The sequence below is a fragment of the Gordonia sp. ABSL11-1 genome, from assembly GCF_030315685.1.
Taxonomy (GTDB): Bacteria; Actinomycetota; Actinomycetes; order Mycobacteriales; family Mycobacteriaceae; genus Gordonia.
On sequence record NZ_JASXSI010000038.1, the window covers coordinates 16,903 to 33,701 of the forward strand.

17 protein-coding genes and 2 pseudogenes are annotated in these 16,799 nt (G+C 67.0%); 10 read left to right on the plus strand and 9 right to left on the minus strand.

From position 1 onward, the window contains the following. Positions 1 to 386: 386 nt before the first annotated feature. Positions 387 to 1,118: an enoyl-CoA hydratase gene (locus QSJ19_RS25165; protein ID WP_286323786.1), complete on the minus strand. Its 732-nt coding sequence runs from the start codon at positions 1,116 to 1,118 to the stop codon at positions 387 to 389. Positions 1,119 to 1,136: 18 nt separating this feature from the next. On the opposite strand from QSJ19_RS25165, the gene QSJ19_RS25170 reads away from it, so the two are divergent. Genes QSJ19_RS25170 through QSJ19_RS25190 form a run of 5 tightly spaced genes read left to right on the plus strand, consistent with a single transcriptional unit; the run spans position 1,137 to position 5,442 of the window. Beyond that, on the plus strand, positions 1,137 to 2,315 hold the full coding sequence (locus QSJ19_RS25170) for an NAD(P)-binding domain-containing protein (RefSeq protein ID WP_286323787.1): 1,179 nt from the start codon (positions 1,137 to 1,139) through the stop codon (positions 2,313 to 2,315). Between the two features lie 52 nt (positions 2,316 to 2,367). Beyond that, positions 2,368 to 2,667 (plus strand): helix-turn-helix transcriptional regulator, encoded by a 300-nt coding sequence (locus tag QSJ19_RS25175; protein WP_286323788.1) that lies wholly within the window; start codon positions 2,368 to 2,370, stop codon positions 2,665 to 2,667. Continuing rightward, a complete protein-coding gene (locus tag QSJ19_RS25180; protein ID WP_286323789.1) occupies positions 2,664 to 3,314 on the plus strand; it encodes a hypothetical protein in 651 nt (216 codons plus the stop codon). Before QSJ19_RS25175 ends, QSJ19_RS25180 begins: the two co-directional genes overlap by 4 nt. Then, on the plus strand, positions 3,311 to 4,216 hold the full coding sequence (locus QSJ19_RS25185) for an ABC transporter ATP-binding protein (protein WP_286323790.1): 906 nt from the start codon (positions 3,311 to 3,313) through the stop codon (positions 4,214 to 4,216). The genes QSJ19_RS25180 and QSJ19_RS25185 overlap by 4 nt, the downstream gene beginning before the upstream one ends. Next, positions 4,213 to 5,442, plus strand: a complete 1,230-nt coding sequence (locus QSJ19_RS25190) for an ABC transporter permease (RefSeq protein ID WP_286323791.1) — start codon at positions 4,213 to 4,215, stop codon at positions 5,440 to 5,442. The genes QSJ19_RS25185 and QSJ19_RS25190 overlap by 4 nt, the downstream gene beginning before the upstream one ends. A gap of 211 nt (positions 5,443 to 5,653) precedes the next feature. Here the strand turns inward: QSJ19_RS25190 and QSJ19_RS25200 are convergent, their stop codons facing one another. From QSJ19_RS25200 to QSJ19_RS25215, 4 genes are all read right to left on the minus strand, one after another. Continuing rightward, on the minus strand, positions 5,654 to 6,940 hold the full coding sequence (locus tag QSJ19_RS25200; protein ID WP_286323803.1) for a cryptochrome/photolyase family protein: 1,287 nt from the start codon (positions 6,938 to 6,940) through the stop codon (positions 5,654 to 5,656). 17 nt (positions 6,941 to 6,957) lie between these two features. Further along, positions 6,958 to 7,326 carry an FKBP-type peptidyl-prolyl cis-trans isomerase gene (locus QSJ19_RS25205; RefSeq protein ID WP_286323792.1) on the minus strand — a complete coding sequence of 123 codons (369 nt, stop codon included), beginning with the start codon at positions 7,324 to 7,326 and terminating at the stop codon, positions 6,958 to 6,960. A 78-nt stretch (positions 7,327 to 7,404) separates the two neighbouring features. Next, positions 7,405 to 8,727: a citrate synthase gene (locus tag QSJ19_RS25210; protein ID WP_286323793.1), complete on the minus strand. Its 1,323-nt coding sequence runs from the start codon at positions 8,725 to 8,727 to the stop codon at positions 7,405 to 7,407. Between the two features lie 68 nt (positions 8,728 to 8,795). Beyond that, positions 8,796 to 9,740, minus strand: a complete 945-nt coding sequence (locus tag QSJ19_RS25215; RefSeq protein WP_286323794.1) for a carbohydrate kinase family protein — start codon at positions 9,738 to 9,740, stop codon at positions 8,796 to 8,798. 67 nt (positions 9,741 to 9,807) lie between these two features. Between QSJ19_RS25215 and QSJ19_RS25220 the strand changes: the two genes are divergently transcribed. From QSJ19_RS25220 to QSJ19_RS25230, 3 genes are read left to right on the plus strand one after another with little or no spacing between them, the layout of a single operon-like run. Beyond that, positions 9,808 to 10,476: a 5-oxoprolinase subunit B family protein gene (locus tag QSJ19_RS25220; protein WP_286323795.1), complete on the plus strand. Its 669-nt coding sequence runs from the start codon at positions 9,808 to 9,810 to the stop codon at positions 10,474 to 10,476. Then, on the plus strand, positions 10,473 to 11,348 hold the full coding sequence (locus tag QSJ19_RS25225) for a 5-oxoprolinase subunit C family protein (protein ID WP_286323796.1): 876 nt from the start codon (positions 10,473 to 10,475) through the stop codon (positions 11,346 to 11,348). The genes QSJ19_RS25220 and QSJ19_RS25225 overlap by 4 nt, the downstream gene beginning before the upstream one ends. Positions 11,349 to 11,395: 47 nt before the next feature. Beyond that, on the plus strand, positions 11,396 to 12,430 hold the full coding sequence (locus QSJ19_RS25230) for an oxygenase MpaB family protein (protein WP_286323797.1): 1,035 nt from the start codon (positions 11,396 to 11,398) through the stop codon (positions 12,428 to 12,430). 5 nt (positions 12,431 to 12,435) lie between these two features. Here QSJ19_RS25230 and QSJ19_RS25235 read toward each other — a convergent pair whose 3' ends face one another. After that, positions 12,436 to 13,521: an isopenicillin N synthase family dioxygenase gene (locus tag QSJ19_RS25235; protein WP_286323798.1), complete on the minus strand. Its 1,086-nt coding sequence runs from the start codon at positions 13,519 to 13,521 to the stop codon at positions 12,436 to 12,438. After that, a pseudogene (locus QSJ19_RS25240) lies at positions 13,509 to 13,870 on the minus strand (hypothetical protein); the annotation flags it as partial. The gene QSJ19_RS25235 and the pseudogene QSJ19_RS25240, both read right to left, overlap by 13 nt. A 792-nt stretch (positions 13,871 to 14,662) precedes the next feature. Here QSJ19_RS25240 and QSJ19_RS25245 point away from each other — a divergent pair. Together QSJ19_RS25245 and QSJ19_RS25250 are read left to right on the plus strand one after the other, a co-directional pair. Then, complete coding sequence (locus QSJ19_RS25245) at positions 14,663 to 14,848, plus strand: hypothetical protein (protein WP_286323799.1); 186 nt, start codon at positions 14,663 to 14,665, stop codon at positions 14,846 to 14,848. Positions 14,849 to 14,881: 33 nt separating this feature from the next. After that, complete coding sequence (locus QSJ19_RS25250) at positions 14,882 to 15,097, plus strand: hypothetical protein (RefSeq protein ID WP_286323800.1); 216 nt, start codon at positions 14,882 to 14,884, stop codon at positions 15,095 to 15,097. On the opposite strand, the gene QSJ19_RS25255 is transcribed toward QSJ19_RS25250, so the two are convergent. Then, entirely contained in the window at positions 15,091 to 15,885 is a 795-nt protein-coding gene (locus QSJ19_RS25255; RefSeq protein ID WP_286323802.1) for an ABC transporter ATP-binding protein, read from the minus strand. The genes QSJ19_RS25250 and QSJ19_RS25255 overlap by 7 nt on opposite strands. 25 nt (positions 15,886 to 15,910) lie before the next feature. Further along, positions 15,911 to 16,675 (minus strand): annotated as a pseudogene (locus tag QSJ19_RS25260) (FecCD family ABC transporter permease); the annotation flags it as partial. Between the last annotated feature and the right edge of the window lie 124 nt (positions 16,676 to 16,799).

Consider the following 16,799-nt stretch of genomic DNA (forward strand, 5'->3'; position numbering starts at 1 on the left):
CAAGGTCATCGACCTCTTCGGGGGTGACGAGGCCTTTGATGAAGCTAGGGACGGGTCGTTTCGATCACTTGATCGGAATGTTTCGGACGTGAAAACTGCGATGCGACACGGTAAGTGGAGTCCCAAATGTCCGACTTATCGGTGTTGTCGACGATGCCGAGGGTCGGCGGTTGTTGACCGCACCCCCTTCGCCGCCGACCGTGCCCGGATTCTCGCCGAGCGGGTCCAGAATCTCGCCGAGCGGGTCTCGCTACGCTCGCGCGGCTACTCGACCAACAAACTGCTGACCGAGTAGCCACCGACCCGCCAGGCGAGGCGGCGTATCGAGATCACCGCGAAGATCCAGGGCCCGGTCGGCGAGATCCGGGGGCCGGCTCGGCGACGGGTCAGCGGCCGGTGAACCGCGGGACACGCCTCTCCACGCGCGCGGCCCGCCCCTCGGCGAGATCCTCACTCTCCCAGGCACGCATCATCGCGACCAGGCGATCGGCAGCGGGTTCGTCGCGGGCGCCGTCACCGTTGAGCACCATCTTGTAGTGCTGCAAGGTGAGTGGCGCGAGGTCGGCGATCGTCGCGGCCCAGTGCCGGGCATCATCGAGGTCACCGATCCGGTTGGCGAAGCCGAGGGTGTGTGCGCGATCGGCCGACAACGTGTCGCAGCCGATCAACATGCCCCGCGCCTGCCCCGAACCGACCAACGACACCAATCGACGAATCGTCCATTCGTCCACCGCGACGCCGATCTTGGCCGCGGGGATCCCGGCCAGCGCATCGGGCGCCATGACGCGCAGGTCGGCAGCCATGGCCAATTGGAGTCCGGCGCCCAGCGCCGAGCCGTTGAGGGCGGCGATCACCGGTACAGGCGTCGTCTCGATCTGCTGCAGGGTCGCGATGAGCCGGTCGAGGAACGTCCGGTCGTACACCGGGCCGGACAGGTCGGCACCCGCACAGAACACCGCGCCGCGCCCGGTGAGCACGATGGCGCGCGCCTGCGCCTCCACCGCCGCGGTGAACGCCTCGGAGAGTCCGTTGACCATTCCCTCGTCAAGCGCGTTCCGCTTGTCCGTCCGGTCGAGTTCGACGGTGACGACCGCACCGTTCGCAGACGAGTGAATCATGTGCCGAAGCCTACCCAGATGACAGACTGGGGCACTGTGGCCGCCCGAGATCCCGACCCGAGAACGAACGACCCCGAGGTCGACGCCGACTGCGACGTCCTCGTCATCGGCGGTGGTCAGGCCGGATTGTCGGCGGCCTACTTCCTGCATCGGTTCGGCCTCGACGACCGCTACCAGCTCCTCGACCACGCACCCGGCCCCGGCGGCGCGTGGCAGTTCCGCTGGCCGACGCTCACCCTCGCGTCGGCGAACAGGGTGCACGACCTGCCCGGGTACGGCCTGATCGAGGCGCTCGGCCGGGACTGCGACACGTTCCCCGCGGCGACGGCGGTCCCCGAGTACTTCGGTAAGTACGAGGAGAAATTCGACCTTCGTGTGCGGCGTCCGGTGAACGTGCGCACGATCGAGTACACCGACGACGGTTTCGTCGCGACACTCGGCGACGGTCGCGACATCACCTCGCGCACCATCATCAACGCCACCGGTACGTGGGAGCGCCCGTTCATCCCGCACATCCCCGGCATCACCGACTTTCGGGGACGACAGCTCCACACCCACGACTACGTGGGTCCCACCGAGTTCGCCGGGCAGCGCGTGCTGGTGGTCGGCGCCGGCATCTCGGCGGTGCAGCTGCTCATCGAGATCGCCCGCGAGGCACCGGGTGTCGAGACCTTCTGGTGTTCGCGGACCGAACCTGTCTTCGACTCGACACCATTCGATCCGGAGAAGGGTCGTCGGGCGGTCGCCCGGGTCGAGGAACGGGTGCGCGCCGGCCTGCCGCCCACCTCGGTCGTCTCGGTGACCGGCCTCGCTCTCACGCCGACGATCGCGGCCGCCCGCGACGACGGCATTCTCGCGTGGCGTCCGATGTTCACCCGCATCACCGAGACCGGGGTGTGCTGGGACTGCGGGCTCCCCGCCGGCCCACTCGCCGACGACGCCGGCGCGGGCACCGACCACCTCGACGTCGACGTCATCTTCTGGAACACCGGATTCCGCAGCTCACTCGATCACCTCTCCCGCCTACGGCTACGCACGCCCGGTGGCGGCATCACCATGACCGGGCGCCTGGCCACAACCGTGGCGCAGGACCCACGCATCCAGCTCCTGGGATACGGGCCGTCGGCGTCGACGATCGGAGCCAATCGGGCGGGGCGCGAGGCCGCCCGCAACGTCGCCGAACTCCTCTCCATGTAACGATTCGCGCTCACAGTTGACAAAGTGTTGTGTTTTCACAACACTCAATCGGGTGAGCCCTGTTCGGAGGGGCGAGAAGCTCCCGATCTTCAACCGCATCGGCGTGCTGCGCGCCGAGCGGAAGATGTCGAGGGCGCGGCTCGCCGAGCTGGTCGGCATCAACGTCCAATCGGTCGGTGCCCTGGAACGCGGCGACAACTACCCCAGCCTCGATCTCGCGTTCCGCATCTGCGCGGTCTTCGATCTCCCGGTCGAGGCGGTGTTCAGCCGTCACGAGTTCACCGCGATGTCGGTCGAGCTGTACCACCGGACCGCCGACCACCGACAACCTGACCGCGGAGGTGCACGATGAGAGATCCCCACTCGGCCATCCCGGAGGAGGCGACGCCGGCGTTGTGGCGCCGCTACGACAACTGGCGGGCCGAACGCCATCTGCGTTTCAACGAGAAGCACGCCGGCCGATTGCGCTCCTGGCGGAACCGTCGCGGTGCGCGGCGGCTGGTGCGCATCCAGGTCGCCTCGCTTGCTGTCGCCCTGATCGGTGCTGGAATGGCCTTCGGCACACCGTGGTTCGTCGTACCGTTCATCCTCGGCCTGGTCGGCTCCCTTGCAGTCCAGTACGCGCTGCGCGTCGTCACCGGCTCCGTTGCCGACACCCCGGTTCCGGCGCTCGACGAAATTCAGCTCGCGCAACGCAATTCGGCACGATCGATCGGATTCTTCGCGCTGTACACACTCATGTTCATCCCGTACGCGATCCTGATGATCCTGGGATCGCGCGACAGCGTGAGCGGCGACCTCGTCTCTGGCACCGGGATCCTGCAGATCACCCTGGTGGTCGCCGCCGTGGTCCTGCCGACGATGCTCACGGCGTGGTGGATGAACGATCCCGATCCCGAAGACCTGATCGGCGCAGAGCCACCGACACCGGAGACAGACCGTACCGCGACCGCTGGTACGGAGACAGAACCCACCGATACAGGACGGAGTCACCGATGAACGACCCGTTGATCGTCGACGGATTGCACAAGAGATACGGCGATCTGATAGCGCTGCAGGACATGACGTTCCAGGTCGCACCCGGCGAGCTGTTCGGGTTCGTCGGAAGCAATGGGGCCGGCAAGTCGACGACGATGCGGATCGTCCTCGGCGTCCTCGCCGCGGATGCCGGGCGGGTCGCGCTCGGAGATCGTCCGATCGATCTGCAGACCCGACGCAACATCGGCTACATGCCCGAGGAACGTGGCCTGTACCCGAAGATGAAGGTGGGCGAACAGCTGATCTTCCTCGCTCGGCTGCACGGCATGTCGTCGGAGGCGGCTCGGGACAGCATGCAACGGTGGACGACCCGACTCGGTGTGGACCATCGCATCGACGACGACGTCGCCGATCTCAGCCTCGGCAACCAGCAGCGCGTCCAGCTCGCGGCCGCGCTGATCCATGATCCGCAGGTGCTCGTCCTCGACGAGCCGTTCTCCGGCCTCGACCCGGTCGCCGTCGACGTGATGAGTGATGTGCTGAAAGAAAAGGCGGCCGAGGGCATCCCCGTCGTGTTCTCGTCGCATCAGCTGGATCTGGTGCAGCGCCTGTGTGACCGCGTCGGGATCGTCGCGCGGGGACAGATGCGCGCGCTCGGACGCGTCGACGACCTCCGGGCGCGCGAGGGCGTCACCCTCGAGGTCGTCGGTCCCCCGACCCACACGCGCTGGGCCGACGGCCTTCCCGGGATCGTGTCGGCGGATTACGCCGTCGACTCGGACCTGACCACGCTGCGGATCGACCCCGCCACCGCCGACGACCAGACCATCCTCGCGGCGGCGATGCGATCCGGCCCGGTGCACCGCTTCGCCACGTCGACACCGTCCCTGACCGAACTGTTCCGAGAGGTGGTCTCCGCATGAGCTCCCCGAACCCGACACCCCGCATGCCATCCGATCACGCGGCGGGTGCCGGTGCCGCCCAAGCGATCTGGCTGATCGCCGAACGTGAGATCGTCACCCGCGCGAAGACCCGCTCCTTCCTCATCAGTACCGGCCTGCTGATGGTGGTGATCATCGTCGGCGCCGTCGTCTGGTCGGCGTTCAGCGGCGGCGACGACGCCGATCGGGTCGGCGTCGTCGGACAGGACGCGACCCTCTCGTCGACGATCGAGGAGTTCGGCTCGGCCACGGGCACGTCGGTCGACGTGGTCACGGTGGCGTCGGCCGACGAGGCGCGCAGCAAGGTCGCCGACGGCGACCTCGACGCCGCTCTGGTCGCGGGATCGTCGACCGGACAGTTCGTCGCCATCTCGAAGAGCGGATTGAACCCCACGCTCGACGGGATCCTGCGGTCCTCGGTCGAGCAGGTCGGGTTGAGCCGTGCCCTGGCCGAGCGTGGAGTCGACGCCGCCTCGCTCCCGCGCGCAACGATCACCGTCGAACAGACGACGCCGGACAAACCCGATGAGGGACAACGCATCGTCATCGCACTCGTCGGCACCATCCTGCTGATCACTGCGATCATGATGGGCGGCTCGATGGTCGCCGTCGGTGTCGTCGAGGAGAAGACCTCGCGCGTGGTCGAATTGCTGTTGGCCACCATCAAACCGCTTCATCTGCTGTGGGGCAAGATCATCGGCATCGGCGCGATCGCCATGGCCCAGGTGCTGCTGCTGGGTGCCACGGCGCTGATCGCGGGAAAGATCACCGGTCTGTTGACCGTCCAGGGGACGGCGATCGGGATGTTCGCCGCGGTGATCGCGTGGTTCATCCTCGGGTTCCTGTTCTTCGCCACGTTGTACGCGGCAACGGGGGCGCTGGTGTCCCGGCAGGAGGAACTCAACGCGAGCTCCGCGCCGCTCACCATCCTGGCGATGGCCGTCATGTACTCGGGTATCTTCGGTATCCAGGCTCTCGACTCCACTCTCATCCAGGTGCTGACCTGGATTCCGCCGTTCAGCGCCGCGCTGATGCCGATCCGGATCGCCACCGGCGACACCTCGACCGTTCAGGTGATCGTCACGTTCGTGCTGATGATCCTGGCGTGCGCGGCCGCCACCTGGTTCGCCTCGCGGATCTACCAGCGGTCCATCCTGCGCACCGGGACCCGGATCAAATGGGGTGAGGCGCTGTCCCTGGCGCGGTGACCTCAGAGTCGTGGACATCGGCGACTTCATCGGCGAGTCCCCACGCCACGGCGGAGTCCGCCCCGATAGCGGCACCGGACACCGCCAGATGAAAGGCCCGCCACCGTCCGATACGCCCGGGCAGGGAATCAGTCCCCGCGGCGCCGAGGATGTTCGCGGCAAACGGTTCGGCAGAGGCGATCACGACGTCGGCCTGACCACACGGACACGGTCAGATCTGACGGAACCGGCGCAGCGCTTCCTCGCGCTCGGCCTTGTGGTCGACGATCGGGTCGGGGTAGTCGTCGGTGTCGATCTCGGGCACCCAGCACCGGACGTACTCGCCGTCGGGATCGAACTTCTTGCACTGGGTGTCCGGGTTGAACACCCGAAAGTACGGCGCCGCATCGGTTCCCGTGCCGGCGGCCCATTGCCAGCCATGCTGATTCGACGCCATGTCGCCGTCGGTCAGCTGCTCGAGGAACCACTGCGCACCCCACCACCACGGCAGGTGCAGGTCCTTGACGAGGAAGGACGCGGTGATCATCCGGACCCGGTTGTGCATGAAACCCGACTCGGCAAGCTGGCGCATCCCAGCGTCCACGATCGGGAATCCCGTACGGCCTTCCTTCCACGCATCGAGACGGCGGTAGGCGTCCTTGTCGGTGTCGAGTTCGATGTCATCGAACTGGCGATTCCAGTTGTGCCACGCGCTGTCCGGCCAGTGATAGAGGACCGCGGCGTAGAAGTCACGGAAGGCGAGTTCGCGGAGATAGGACTTCGCGCCGTTCGAACGGCCCAGATCGGCGGCCATGGTGCGCGGATGGATGTTGCCGAACTTCAGATACGCCGACATCCGGCTGCTCGCATCGAGATCCGGCCGATCCCGGTCGGAGTCGTAACCGGCGAGATCGTCGTCGAGGAACTCGCGCCATCGCTGAGTGGCGGCGGATTCGCCTGCGGGATGGTCGAGTTCGGCGGGTGCGGCCGGGATCGTGATGCGACCCGAGCGGGTGATGTCGCTGGGATCGACCGTGTCCGACGTCGACAGCGACGACGATGCGGGCGCCCGCCAACCGTGCTCACGCCATTGATTGAAGTAGGGGGTGAAGACCTTGTAGGGCTCGCCGTCGTTCTTCGTCACCCGACCCGGCGACACCAGGTACGGCGAGCCGACGGCCTCCAGGTCCACCTCACCGAGGGCCTCGGCCACCGCGTCGTCGCGTCGCCGGCCGAACGGCGAGAAGTCCTCGGTCACATGCACACTGGTCGCGTCGACGGCGTCGGCGAGCCGCGGGATCTCCTTCTCGGGACGCCCGCGCACGACCAAGAGTCGGCCCGACAGTGAGTTGTCGAGATCGCGTAGCGAATCGAACAGGAAACTCAGACGTCGTGGACCCGACGACTTCTCCAGTCGTGGGTCCACGACGAAGCAGACCAGCACATCGTCCGCTGCTTCTTGCGCCGCGATGACCGGCGGCAGATCGCCCAGGCGCAGGTCGCGCCGGAGCCAGAGGATCGATGTCGAGCTCGTGGCTATCCCACGCCCAGCAGGTCGATGACGAACACGAGGGTCTTGCCGGACAGCCGATGTCCGGCACCAGCCGGGCCGTAGGCGAGCTGCGGCGGGACGGTCAGCTGGCGGCGACCGCCGACCTGCATGCCGGGGATGCCCTCCTGCCAGCCGGGGATCAGCCGATCGAGCGGGAAGTTGGCGGACTGGCCGCGATCCCAGGACGAGTCGAACTCCTCGCCGGTCTCGTACTCCACACCGACGTAGTGCACGTCCACCACACCGCCGCGCTGGGCCTCGGCGCCGTCACCGACGATGAGATCCTTGATCTGCAGTTCTACGGGGGCCGGGCCTTCGGGGAATTCGACTTCGGGCTTTTCAGCGCTGGTCAACGGGACTCTCCTTTGAGTCGTCGGATCAGTTTCTCTTCGGACGTCTCGGCCACTGGGCCGAGATCGGCTCCCGAACGCTCAGCGCTGCCCCATCGCGACATAGTCGCGCTCGGTGTATCCGGTGTACAGCTGGCGCGGACGACCGATCTTGCCGGACGGGTCCTCGTGCATCTCGCGCCAGTGCGCGATCCAGCCGGGCAGCCGGCCGAGGGCGAACAGCACGGTGAACATCCGCGTCGGGAAGCCCATCGCACGGTAGATGACGCCCGTGTAGAAGTCCACGTTCGGGTAGAGCTTGCGCTCGATGAAGTAGTCGTCGGACAGCGCCACCTCTTCGAGGCCCTTCGCGATGTCGAGCAGATCGTCCTGCACGCCAAGGGATTCCAGGATCGAGTCCGCGGTCTTCTTCACGATCGCGGCACGTGGGTCGTAGTTCTTGTAGACGCGGTGACCGAAGCCCATGAGCTTCACCCCGGCCTCTTTGTTCTTGACCTTGTTCATGAAAGCCTGGGTGTCGCCACCGGACGCACGGATCTCCTCGAGCATCTCGAGCACCGCCTGGTTGGCGCCACCGTGCAGCGGGCCCCAGAGCGCGTTGATGCCACCCGAGATCGAGGTGAACAGATTGGCCTGCGACGAACCGACCAGTCGCACGGTCGAGGTGGAGCAGTTCTGCTCGTGGTCGGCATGCAGGATGAAGAGCATGTCAAGGGCCTTGGCGACCTCGGGATCGACCTCGTACGGCTCGGCCGGGAACCCGAATGTCATCCGCAGGAAGTTCTCCACCAGGCTCAGCGAGTTGTCCGGGTAGAGGAACGGCTGACCGGCCGACTTCTTGTAGGCGTAGGCCGCGATTGTGGGCAACTTCGCCAGAAGTCGGATCGTCGACAGTTCGACCTGCTCCGGATCCTTGGGATCGAGCGAGTCCTGGTAGTAGGCGGAGAGTGCATTCACCGCGCTCGAGAGGACCGGCATCGGGTGGGCGTTGCGCGGGAAGCCATCGAAGAAGCGCTTCAGGTCCTCGTGCAGCAGCGTGTGCCGACGGATCTTGTCGGTGAAATCCTCGAGCTGACTCGGCGTCGGCAGCTCGCCGTAGATGAGCAGATAGCTGACCTCGATGAAGGTCGACTTCTCGGCCAGCTGATCGATGGGGATACCGCGGTAGCGCAGGATGCCCGCGTCGCCGTCGATATAGGTGATCGCCGACTTGGTCGACGCCGTGTTGACGAACCCACTGTCGAAGGTCGTCAGTCCCGTCTCGGCCAGGAACTTGCCCAGACCGACGGAATCGTTGCCTTCGGTGGCCTTCAGGATCGGGAGCTCCAGCCGGCCACCGGGGTAGGTGAACGTCGCTGATGCCGTATCGGACGCCTGGTCAGCTGGGACTGTTTCAGCGGACACACGAACCCCTTTACTCAGGTGAGAGCTTGCACTACGCAGATCCGGGTAAGGATGCTGTTGGTATCAACCTAGTCGCTTGCCAGCTCGCTCGCCCACGGAGGGTCGGCGCCGGGGCGCGAGACCGTGATCGCGGCGACCTGACCTGCGAATTCCGCGGTCGCACGCCACTGCTCGAGAGTCAGCGCAGCGACCGCTTTCGACGACAGCGCGCCGATGCGATCGAGGTGTCGCAGCACTCCTCCGACCACCGAGTCCCCGGCCCCGATGGTGTCTGCGACCTGCGCTTTCGGCGCCGGCGCAGTGATCGTCCCGCCCCGGGTCGTGACGGTGATCCCGTCAGCGCCCGCCGTGGTGATGACGGCGCTGACCCCGGACGCCAGCCACGCGGCCGCGCCGGAGCCATCCGGGCCGGCGCCGAGCCACGCGGCGTCCTCGTCGGAGAGCTTCACCAGATCGACCGCGTCCATCCATGAGGAGAACCGGCGACGGTAGGCGTCGGGGTCGTCGATCACCGCCGGCCGGATGTTCGGATCCACGACGACCAGCCGTCCCTCGTCGTGGCTGCGCCGCAACACCGATTCGTACACCGACGCACCGGGTTCGAGCACCATCGACAGCGTCCCGAAGCACACCGCCGCCACCGTCGACGGAAAGGTCTCGGTGATCTCGACGAGACGATCCGCGGTCCCATCCACGTAGAACGAATACTGCGCCGCACCGTTGTCACCGATGGTCGCGAGCGCGAGCGATGTGGGCTCGGGGCGCCGCTGCACGAGACCGGTTCCGACCCCACCGGCCTGGAGTGCGGCGATGATCGCGTCACCGTAGGTGTCGGTGGACACCGCCGAACACAGCGACACCGCGCTGCCGAGTCGTCCCAGGGTCACCGCGACGTTGAACGGTCCGCCGCCCAGCGCCGGCTGGAGTGCCGGCAGCCGACCCGGATACGCCGGCGCCGACGACGCCTGCACGACGTCGACCAGCGCTTCTCCACAGACCACGATCTCGCGCATCGCACCTCCTGCTCGCTCCGGTGTCATCCTGCCATCCGGACCCGCACGCATGACCTAAGTTGAGGACATGCGAGAGTTGCCCGCCGGACCCGATGCGGTCGTGCTCGATTTCGCCGATGACCCGGAGCCGTCGGCGGCGGTCGGGCGGGCGACGGCGGCGATCCGCCGCGCGATCGGCTCGGACATGCTGCGCGCGACGGACGTGATCCCCAGCGCGCACACGGTGCTCGTCCAGGCCGACCGCGGAGCGGGTATCGACGTCCTGGGGGTGCATCGGGCACTGCGCGGCGCGCGAGACGGTGCGGCACAGTCGGATGCGCGGTCCGACGAGATCCGGATCCCCGTCATCTATGACGGACCGGATCTCGACGACGTCGCCCGGACGCTCGGACTCGGCGTCGACGAGGTCGTCGCGCTCCACCGGGACGCCCGCTGGCAGGTGCAGTTCATGGGATTCGCCCCGGGCTTCGGTTATCTGGTGGCACAGGAGGATCCGGAGAACCGCTGGGCGCGGGTCCCGCGACGCGACGAATCCCGCACCGCGGTGCCCGCCGGAGCGGTCGCCGTCGCGGCCGGTTACAGCGCCGTCTATCCGCGCGAGAGTCCCGGCGGGTGGCATCTGATCGGCCACACCACCGCTCCGATGTGGGATGAGAACTACACTCCCCCAGCACTTCTCGAGCCCGGCAGGACGGTTCGCTTCGTACCCGCCGACGACGCCGGGTCGACTCCGTGACGAAGTCGCTCCTCATCGTCGATCCCGGCCCGTTCGCCACCGTGCAGGATCTCGGGCGCGGCGGATACGCGCACCTCGGCGTTCCGGCCGCCGGCGGCGCCGACCGTTCGTCGCTGACCCTCGCCAACCGCCTCGTCGGCAACGCCGAATCGGCGGCCGTGGTGGAGACGACGTTGGGCCGCCTCTGCATCCGGGCGCGCGGCGATCTCCTCGTCGCGGTCACCGGCGCCCAGACCGCGGTCCGCGTCGACGACGTGCCGGTCGGCGTCGATGCCGCGGTGCCGCTGGGCGCGGGAGCCGAACTGAGCGTCGGCACACCCGTCCGCGGCTGCCGCAACTATCTCGCCGTCCGAGGCGGGATCGACGTCGCGGAGGTGCTCGGCTCACGCGCCACCGACACCCTCTCGGGCCTGGGGCCGGCGCCCCTGACGGCAGGCACCGAATTGCCGATCGGGGCAACGGCTCTCGATTGGCCGGCGACATCGTCGGCACCGATCGCCCATGAGTCGCCGGATGTCGTCGACCTGGAGATCGCCGACGGCCCCCGTCGCGACCACGTGCGCTCACCGGCCGATCTCATCCGCGGAGTCTGGGAGGTCGGCGTCGACAGCAACCGGGTCGGTGTGCGCATCGACCGTCCTGCCGACTCCGACGATCCGCTCGTAGTGCACCGCGAGGACGCCGCCGAACTGGCGTCGGAGGGGGTACCCCACGGCGCCGTACAGATCCCGCCGAGCGGACGACCCGTCCTGTTCCTCGCCGATCACCCGGTGACGGGCGGCTATCCGGTCGTCGCCGTCCTCACCCCGTCGGCGATCGACCGGGCGGCGCAGCTCGTCGCCGGCGATCGGCTCCGGTTCCGCCGACGGTGAGCCCGCGTCGTTGACAGCGCCCTGAGACGATCCTAGACTTTCGTCTCATGACCGAGGTACTGACGACGCCCGCCAACTCGTCGGCTCCCGCACCGACGGTCAGGCGGCCCGAGGACTACGCACCACTCGGCCCCGACTCGCTCACCTGGCAGATCTGGGGCACCTGGACGGGCATGTTCCAGGGACTCTGGGCCGGCTCGATGCAGAACATGCACCCGAAACTCGGCGCAGCGGTGTGGGAACACTCCGACTTCTTCGGCGAGCGCTGGCAGCGACTCATGCGGTCGCTGTACCCGATCAGCGGCGTCGTCTTCGATCCGGTCCCGGCCGACGGCCCCACCACCGGCCACGAGGTCCGGGACTACCACCGCGACATCAAGGGACGGATGGAGGACGGGTCGCGCTATCACGCCCTCGACCCCGACGTCTTCTACTGGGCACATGCCACCTTCTGGTACGGAAACGTCCGGCTGTGCGAACGATTCGGGCCGTGGCTCAGCGAGGATCAGAAGCGGCAACTCTTCGAGGAGTCGAAGGCTTGGTACGCCATGTACGGCGTGTCGATGCGTCCGGTCCCGGACACCTACGAGGACTTCCTGGCCTACTGGGACCACATGTGCCGCAACGAACTCCGCGATCACCCGGCAGTTCGGACGGTCCTCGACATCGGACAGCTCCCACCGCCGCCGTTCCTCCGGCTGATCCCGGATCGCATCTGGTTCCGCTACATGGCGCCGACGAATCAGCGCTTCTTCACCTGGCTCACCACCGGCTTCTACGATGAACCGGTCCGCGAGATGCTGAGCCTGCCATGGACCGAGAAGGACGAACGACGCTTCCGGTTGCTCGGGAAGACGATCAACCTGGTGATGCATCGTCTGCTGCCTGCGCGTCTCCGTCGGCATCCACGCCCGCGCGACGCCTGGGATCGCGTGTCGGGCCGCACCGCGGCCGACGCCCCGCTCGTCCACACACCGACGCGCAACCTGCCGCCCGAGGCCGAGCGCGACAATCCGATGCACTACTGCCCGGTCCATGCGGCCCGCCGCGCCACCTACCCGGGACGCGTCAGCGAGAGCTGAGGGCGCTACTGCTGGCCGAGACCTCGTCGCATGGCCTCGCGCACCCGTTGCGCCTCCCGGCGGGCATACGGATTGGACTGTCCGGCACGTGATCCCGCGAGCTTGGCACCGATGTGCTCGCCGACGGTGATCGGCGAGTACCGACTTCCCGCTCCGACGCAGGACGGTAGCGTCGAGATCGTCGCATCGATGTTGCCGTCGTGGAAGAACGCCGCCGAGCGACGACGCTCGATGGTGCCGTCGATCACCGGCGGCTTGACGCGATGCAGCGTCGACATCCAGCGTTCGTTGGTCCAGCGCGCCATCAGATCACCGAGATTGATTAGCAGCGCGCCGTCGGCGGGTTCCACGTCGTGCCAGTCGCCGTCGCGATCGAGCACCTGGAGACCGCGGACTTGATCGGCCCACAGCACGGTGACGATGCCGTAGTCGGTGTGCTCGCCCATGCCGGTGAGCTCGCCGTCGAGTTCGATCTGGCCGGGCGGCAACGCGTAGTTGTTCATCCGGAGTACGTCGAGCGAGTGATCGGTGTAGCCGTCGAAGAAGTCTGCGGGGAGATCGAGGGCGTCGGCGAAAATCCGGGTCAGTGTGTGCGCGACCCGGGACGCTTCGGCGAAGTAGGCCGACACGGCGGCCTCGAAGTGATCGACGGAGGGCCAGGTGTTGGCAGCGTACTGATCGTCGGGGAGGTCGAGTTCCGGATAGTCCTGCGCCTCGACGCCGACGTTGAACGCCTCGAAGAAGTCGTTCATCCGGTCGGCCGGCTCGACGCCGAGGCTCAGTGACAGCGATTCCGACTTCGGCGGTGCGTATCCGCGGTTGATCTCCGGAGGTGTGCGGTAGGCCTTCTTCTCGTCGAGCGGGAGTGCGAAGAAGTCGTCGAGGACAGCGGTGAACTCGTCGAGGACGGCAGACGGGATCTCGTGTCCGACGATCTGGATGAACCCCACCGAACTCGCCGCGTCGTCGATCTGTGCCGCGACGGCCGCACGATCGGCCGGACTGCCGGTTCCGGTGTACGGACTGATGTCGATGATCGGCACCATGAAGGTCCCCGCCGGGTTGTCGACTACCGCGCTCATGGCACCCATAGTGGCATCGAATCCACGATTCCGCTGATCAGGCGATCGCAGGGGCAGGCGAGGCGGCCCGCGCGGTACTGTACGAACGCCGGGATCGCCAGCGCGGCAACGATGGTCAGGACGATGACCACGATCTCGCCGCCTGCAGCATCGTCTGCCGGAACGCTGCCGAGGCCATGTCGGCGGCGCCACCGACCATCAGCGCGACGACCACGACCGGCAGGACGGGCAAGGCCGTGCCGTGAGCGAAGAACAACACCGCTCCGGCGACGACGATCGCCACTCCCCAGATCAGGATGCAGACGATCACCGCCAGACCCTGCCGTCGGACGTGACTCACCCAGCCGGTCAGCAACCCGACGGTGGCAAAAGGCGGCGCGGCACGGCGAAGAGTGTCGGTGCGGCAAATCCTGTATCGGCCACCGCGCAGAGCACGCCGGTCAGCTTCGCAGGTCCGTGGGCAGGCGCGATCTGTAGCACTTCCATGTGCCCGGGGACCGGGCCGATACCAACGTCCACATCCGAGCATGACGCTCGCCACCAGGTTCACGGTCGACACGGCGACGATCAGGACGGTAAGACCTGCGAGCAGCGCAACCAGAGCAACAATGATCCCTCAAGCGCTGGAATGCGAGTCGATTCTGCACGCCACAGGTTGGATGAGCGGACCGGTTCCCAGCGCGACCACGCTGAGCAGCGTCGCATGGGCCAAACCGAGTCCGGCGGCGGCGCCGGCCATCAACACCGGCTGATATCCGCAAGACAGACCACAAGCGATGAAACGCAATGGGCCACAGTCCATCGCGTCGATACCGTAGACAGGTCACACGCAGTCGCACCATCATTGGCGCCAGCAGTCCTTCGACGACAAGTCGCAGGCGACAGGACACCGAACGCGACCGCGGCCACCATCGACAGTCGGCACCCCACGTGATCGGACACGGCGGCCCGCGATCACCAGCGCCGGCGCAAGACCGGCCACATACACGCCCAGGAACAAGGTGACCGGTGTGGGTGGATGCAACCGTTCGAGGGTGAGACCGTAACGCGTCGCTGACGATCGACACGTATGCCGCGAGCCCCGGAAGTCGCCGCCATCTTCGACGTTCGTGATCGCGGCGCCTCAGGCGTACCCGAGTTGCACGATCGGATGGCCAAGGCCACCACTGCGGCTACCGACGCTGTGCCCGACGGCCGTTCTCCGACAGTCGCGTTCTGGTTCTCGGGTATTGACACCCCGTACATGGCGGGTTGCTGTTCGGCGCCCGGGCTGTGCGCGACCGAGACCGGTATCACCAATGTGTTCGCCGACGCCAAAAAGATTGGCCGGAGGTGAACTGGGAATCGGTCGCCGACCCGGGACCCGTATGTGCTCGTCCTCGGTGACCTCAGTCGCAAACGCATCGAGGGCGATTCGCTGTACACGAAAAAGGCGTTCCTGGCGTCGAACCCGTTGAGCCGCCGGCTCGATGCCGTCCGGAATCAGCGATACGTGGTGCTGACCGGTTGCGAACTCGACCCCGGCATCCGTGAGGTGGATGCCGTGGAGAAGCTCGCCGCAGGCCTGCAGTCGTTGCGTCAATGACGCGGTCGTGACCCGGCAATCCGGGTCCTGACCGATCGTCGGTAGTTGATCTGCGGGATGTCGTTGTCGACGGTGATCTGGGTTCGAACCGAGTAGACGTGTTCGACGAGTTCCTCGGTGATCACTTCGGCGGGGGTTCCCAGCGCGATGATCGTTCCGCGGGCCAGTACGACCACGCGATCGCAGAACATCGCCGCCAGGTTCAGGTCGTGCAGGGCGATGTAGCTGGTCATCGGCAATTCGGAGACCAGCGCCAGCAACTCGAGTTGGTGAGAGATGTCGAGATGATTCGTCGGCTCGTCGAGGAGTAGTTCGTCGGGTTGCTGAGCCAGTGCGCGGGCGATCTGCACGCGTTGGCGTTCGCCGCCGGACAGTGTGTGCCAGCGGCGATGTCGATGCTCGAGCATGCCGGTGTGCCGCAGCGCCTGCTCGATGGCGGCGGCGTCGGCAGCATCATCACCGCCGAAGGTGCCCCGATGCGGGATCCGGCCCAGGCCGACGACATCGCCGACCCGGATGTCCACCTCGGTGTCGACCTGCTGCTCGACGGTCGCCACGCGCCGGGCGATCTGCCGCCGGCGAAGTGAACCGATGTCGGTGTCATCCAAGAACACGTGACCCGAATCCGGCCGGTAGACGCCGGACAAGACACTGAGAAGTGAGGATTTCCCCGAGCCGTTCGGACCGAGAAGTCCGATGGTCTCGCCGGCACACGGCTCGACGGTCACCCCGTCGAGCACGAGGTGTCCGCCCCTGCTCCACCCGATGTGTTTGGCGTGCAGAGGCATCAGCCGATCCTTCGACCACGATCGGTCACGGGATACCCCGCATCCGAAACAGGATGACGGCGAACGCAGGCACCCCGACCAACGCGGTCACCACACCGACCGGGATCTCCTGCGGGGCGAACAGCGTCCGGGCAACCGCGTCGACCCACACCATGAAGATCGCACCGATCAGCGCCGTCACCGGCAACAACCGCCCATGCCGCGGGCCCACCAACAAGCGCGCCGCGTGCGGCAGGACCAGCCCGACGAACCCGATGGCGCCGGCCGCACTCACCAGCGCAGCGGTGATCAGGGCGGTCACCGTCAGCAGCAGGATCCGGACCCGACGGACCGACACACCCAGCGAGGCCGCCGCGGAGTTACCGAAGGTGAACGCGTCCAGCGACGACGCCACCGCCAGACACACGACGATCCCGAACAGTGTGACGACCCCGCAGAGCACGACATCGGACCAGTCGGCGCCGCTGAGTGAACCGAGCAGCCAGAACAAGACACCGCGGGTCTGCTCGGCATCGGCCGACGACATCACGATGAAGGAGGTCAGCGCGGAGAACAACTGTGTCCCGGCAACTCCCGCGAGGATGACCTTCGCGGTTCCGCCACCCGCACCAGCAGCCAGCGCGACGACCGCGACGAACGCCACCACCGCACCAACGAACGCGCCCGTGGACAACGACAGCACGCCACCGCCGACACCGAGCACCGCCACCGACACCGCACCGGTCGAGGCACCCGAGGAGACACCGAGCACAAACCTGAGTTCGGCCAATTTAGTGCGCTCCGCGGATTGCGGTGACGACTTTCTGCAGGTCGTCGGGTAGTGGGTCGGCGGCGGTGAGGGTCTGTTTGCCGGCGGTGATGTGCACGGTGCGGTAGCGGCGTGCGGTGGTGACGAACTTCTTGATCGACCAGCT

Bases quoted from the DNA above. Each gene is read 5' to 3' on its own strand.
- QSJ19_RS25165 (WP_286323786.1), bottom strand. From the start codon at position 1,118: ATGATTCACTCGTCTGCGAACGGTGCGGTCGTCACCGTCGAACTCGAC.
- QSJ19_RS25170 (WP_286323787.1), top strand. From the start codon at position 1,137: ATGACAGACTGGGGCACTGTGGCCGCCCGAGATCCCGACCCGAGAACG.
- QSJ19_RS25180 (WP_286323789.1), top strand. From the start codon at position 2,664: ATGAGAGATCCCCACTCGGCCATCCCGGAGGAGGCGACGCCGGCGTTG.
- QSJ19_RS25185 (WP_286323790.1), top strand. From the start codon at position 3,311: ATGAACGACCCGTTGATCGTCGACGGATTGCACAAGAGATACGGCGAT.
- QSJ19_RS25190 (WP_286323791.1), top strand. From the start codon at position 4,213: ATGAGCTCCCCGAACCCGACACCCCGCATGCCATCCGATCACGCGGCG.
- QSJ19_RS25215 (WP_286323794.1), bottom strand. From the start codon at position 9,740: ATGCGCGAGATCGTGGTCTGTGGAGAAGCGCTGGTCGACGTCGTGCAG.
- QSJ19_RS25220 (WP_286323795.1), top strand. From the start codon at position 9,808: ATGCGAGAGTTGCCCGCCGGACCCGATGCGGTCGTGCTCGATTTCGCC.
- QSJ19_RS25230 (WP_286323797.1), top strand. From the start codon at position 11,396: ATGACCGAGGTACTGACGACGCCCGCCAACTCGTCGGCTCCCGCACCG.
- QSJ19_RS25235 (WP_286323798.1), bottom strand. From the start codon at position 13,521: ATGGGTGCCATGAGCGCGGTAGTCGACAACCCGGCGGGGACCTTCATG.
- QSJ19_RS25245 (WP_286323799.1), top strand. From the start codon at position 14,663: ATGGCCAAGGCCACCACTGCGGCTACCGACGCTGTGCCCGACGGCCGT.
- QSJ19_RS25255 (WP_286323802.1), bottom strand. From the start codon at position 15,885: ATGCCTCTGCACGCCAAACACATCGGGTGGAGCAGGGGCGGACACCTC.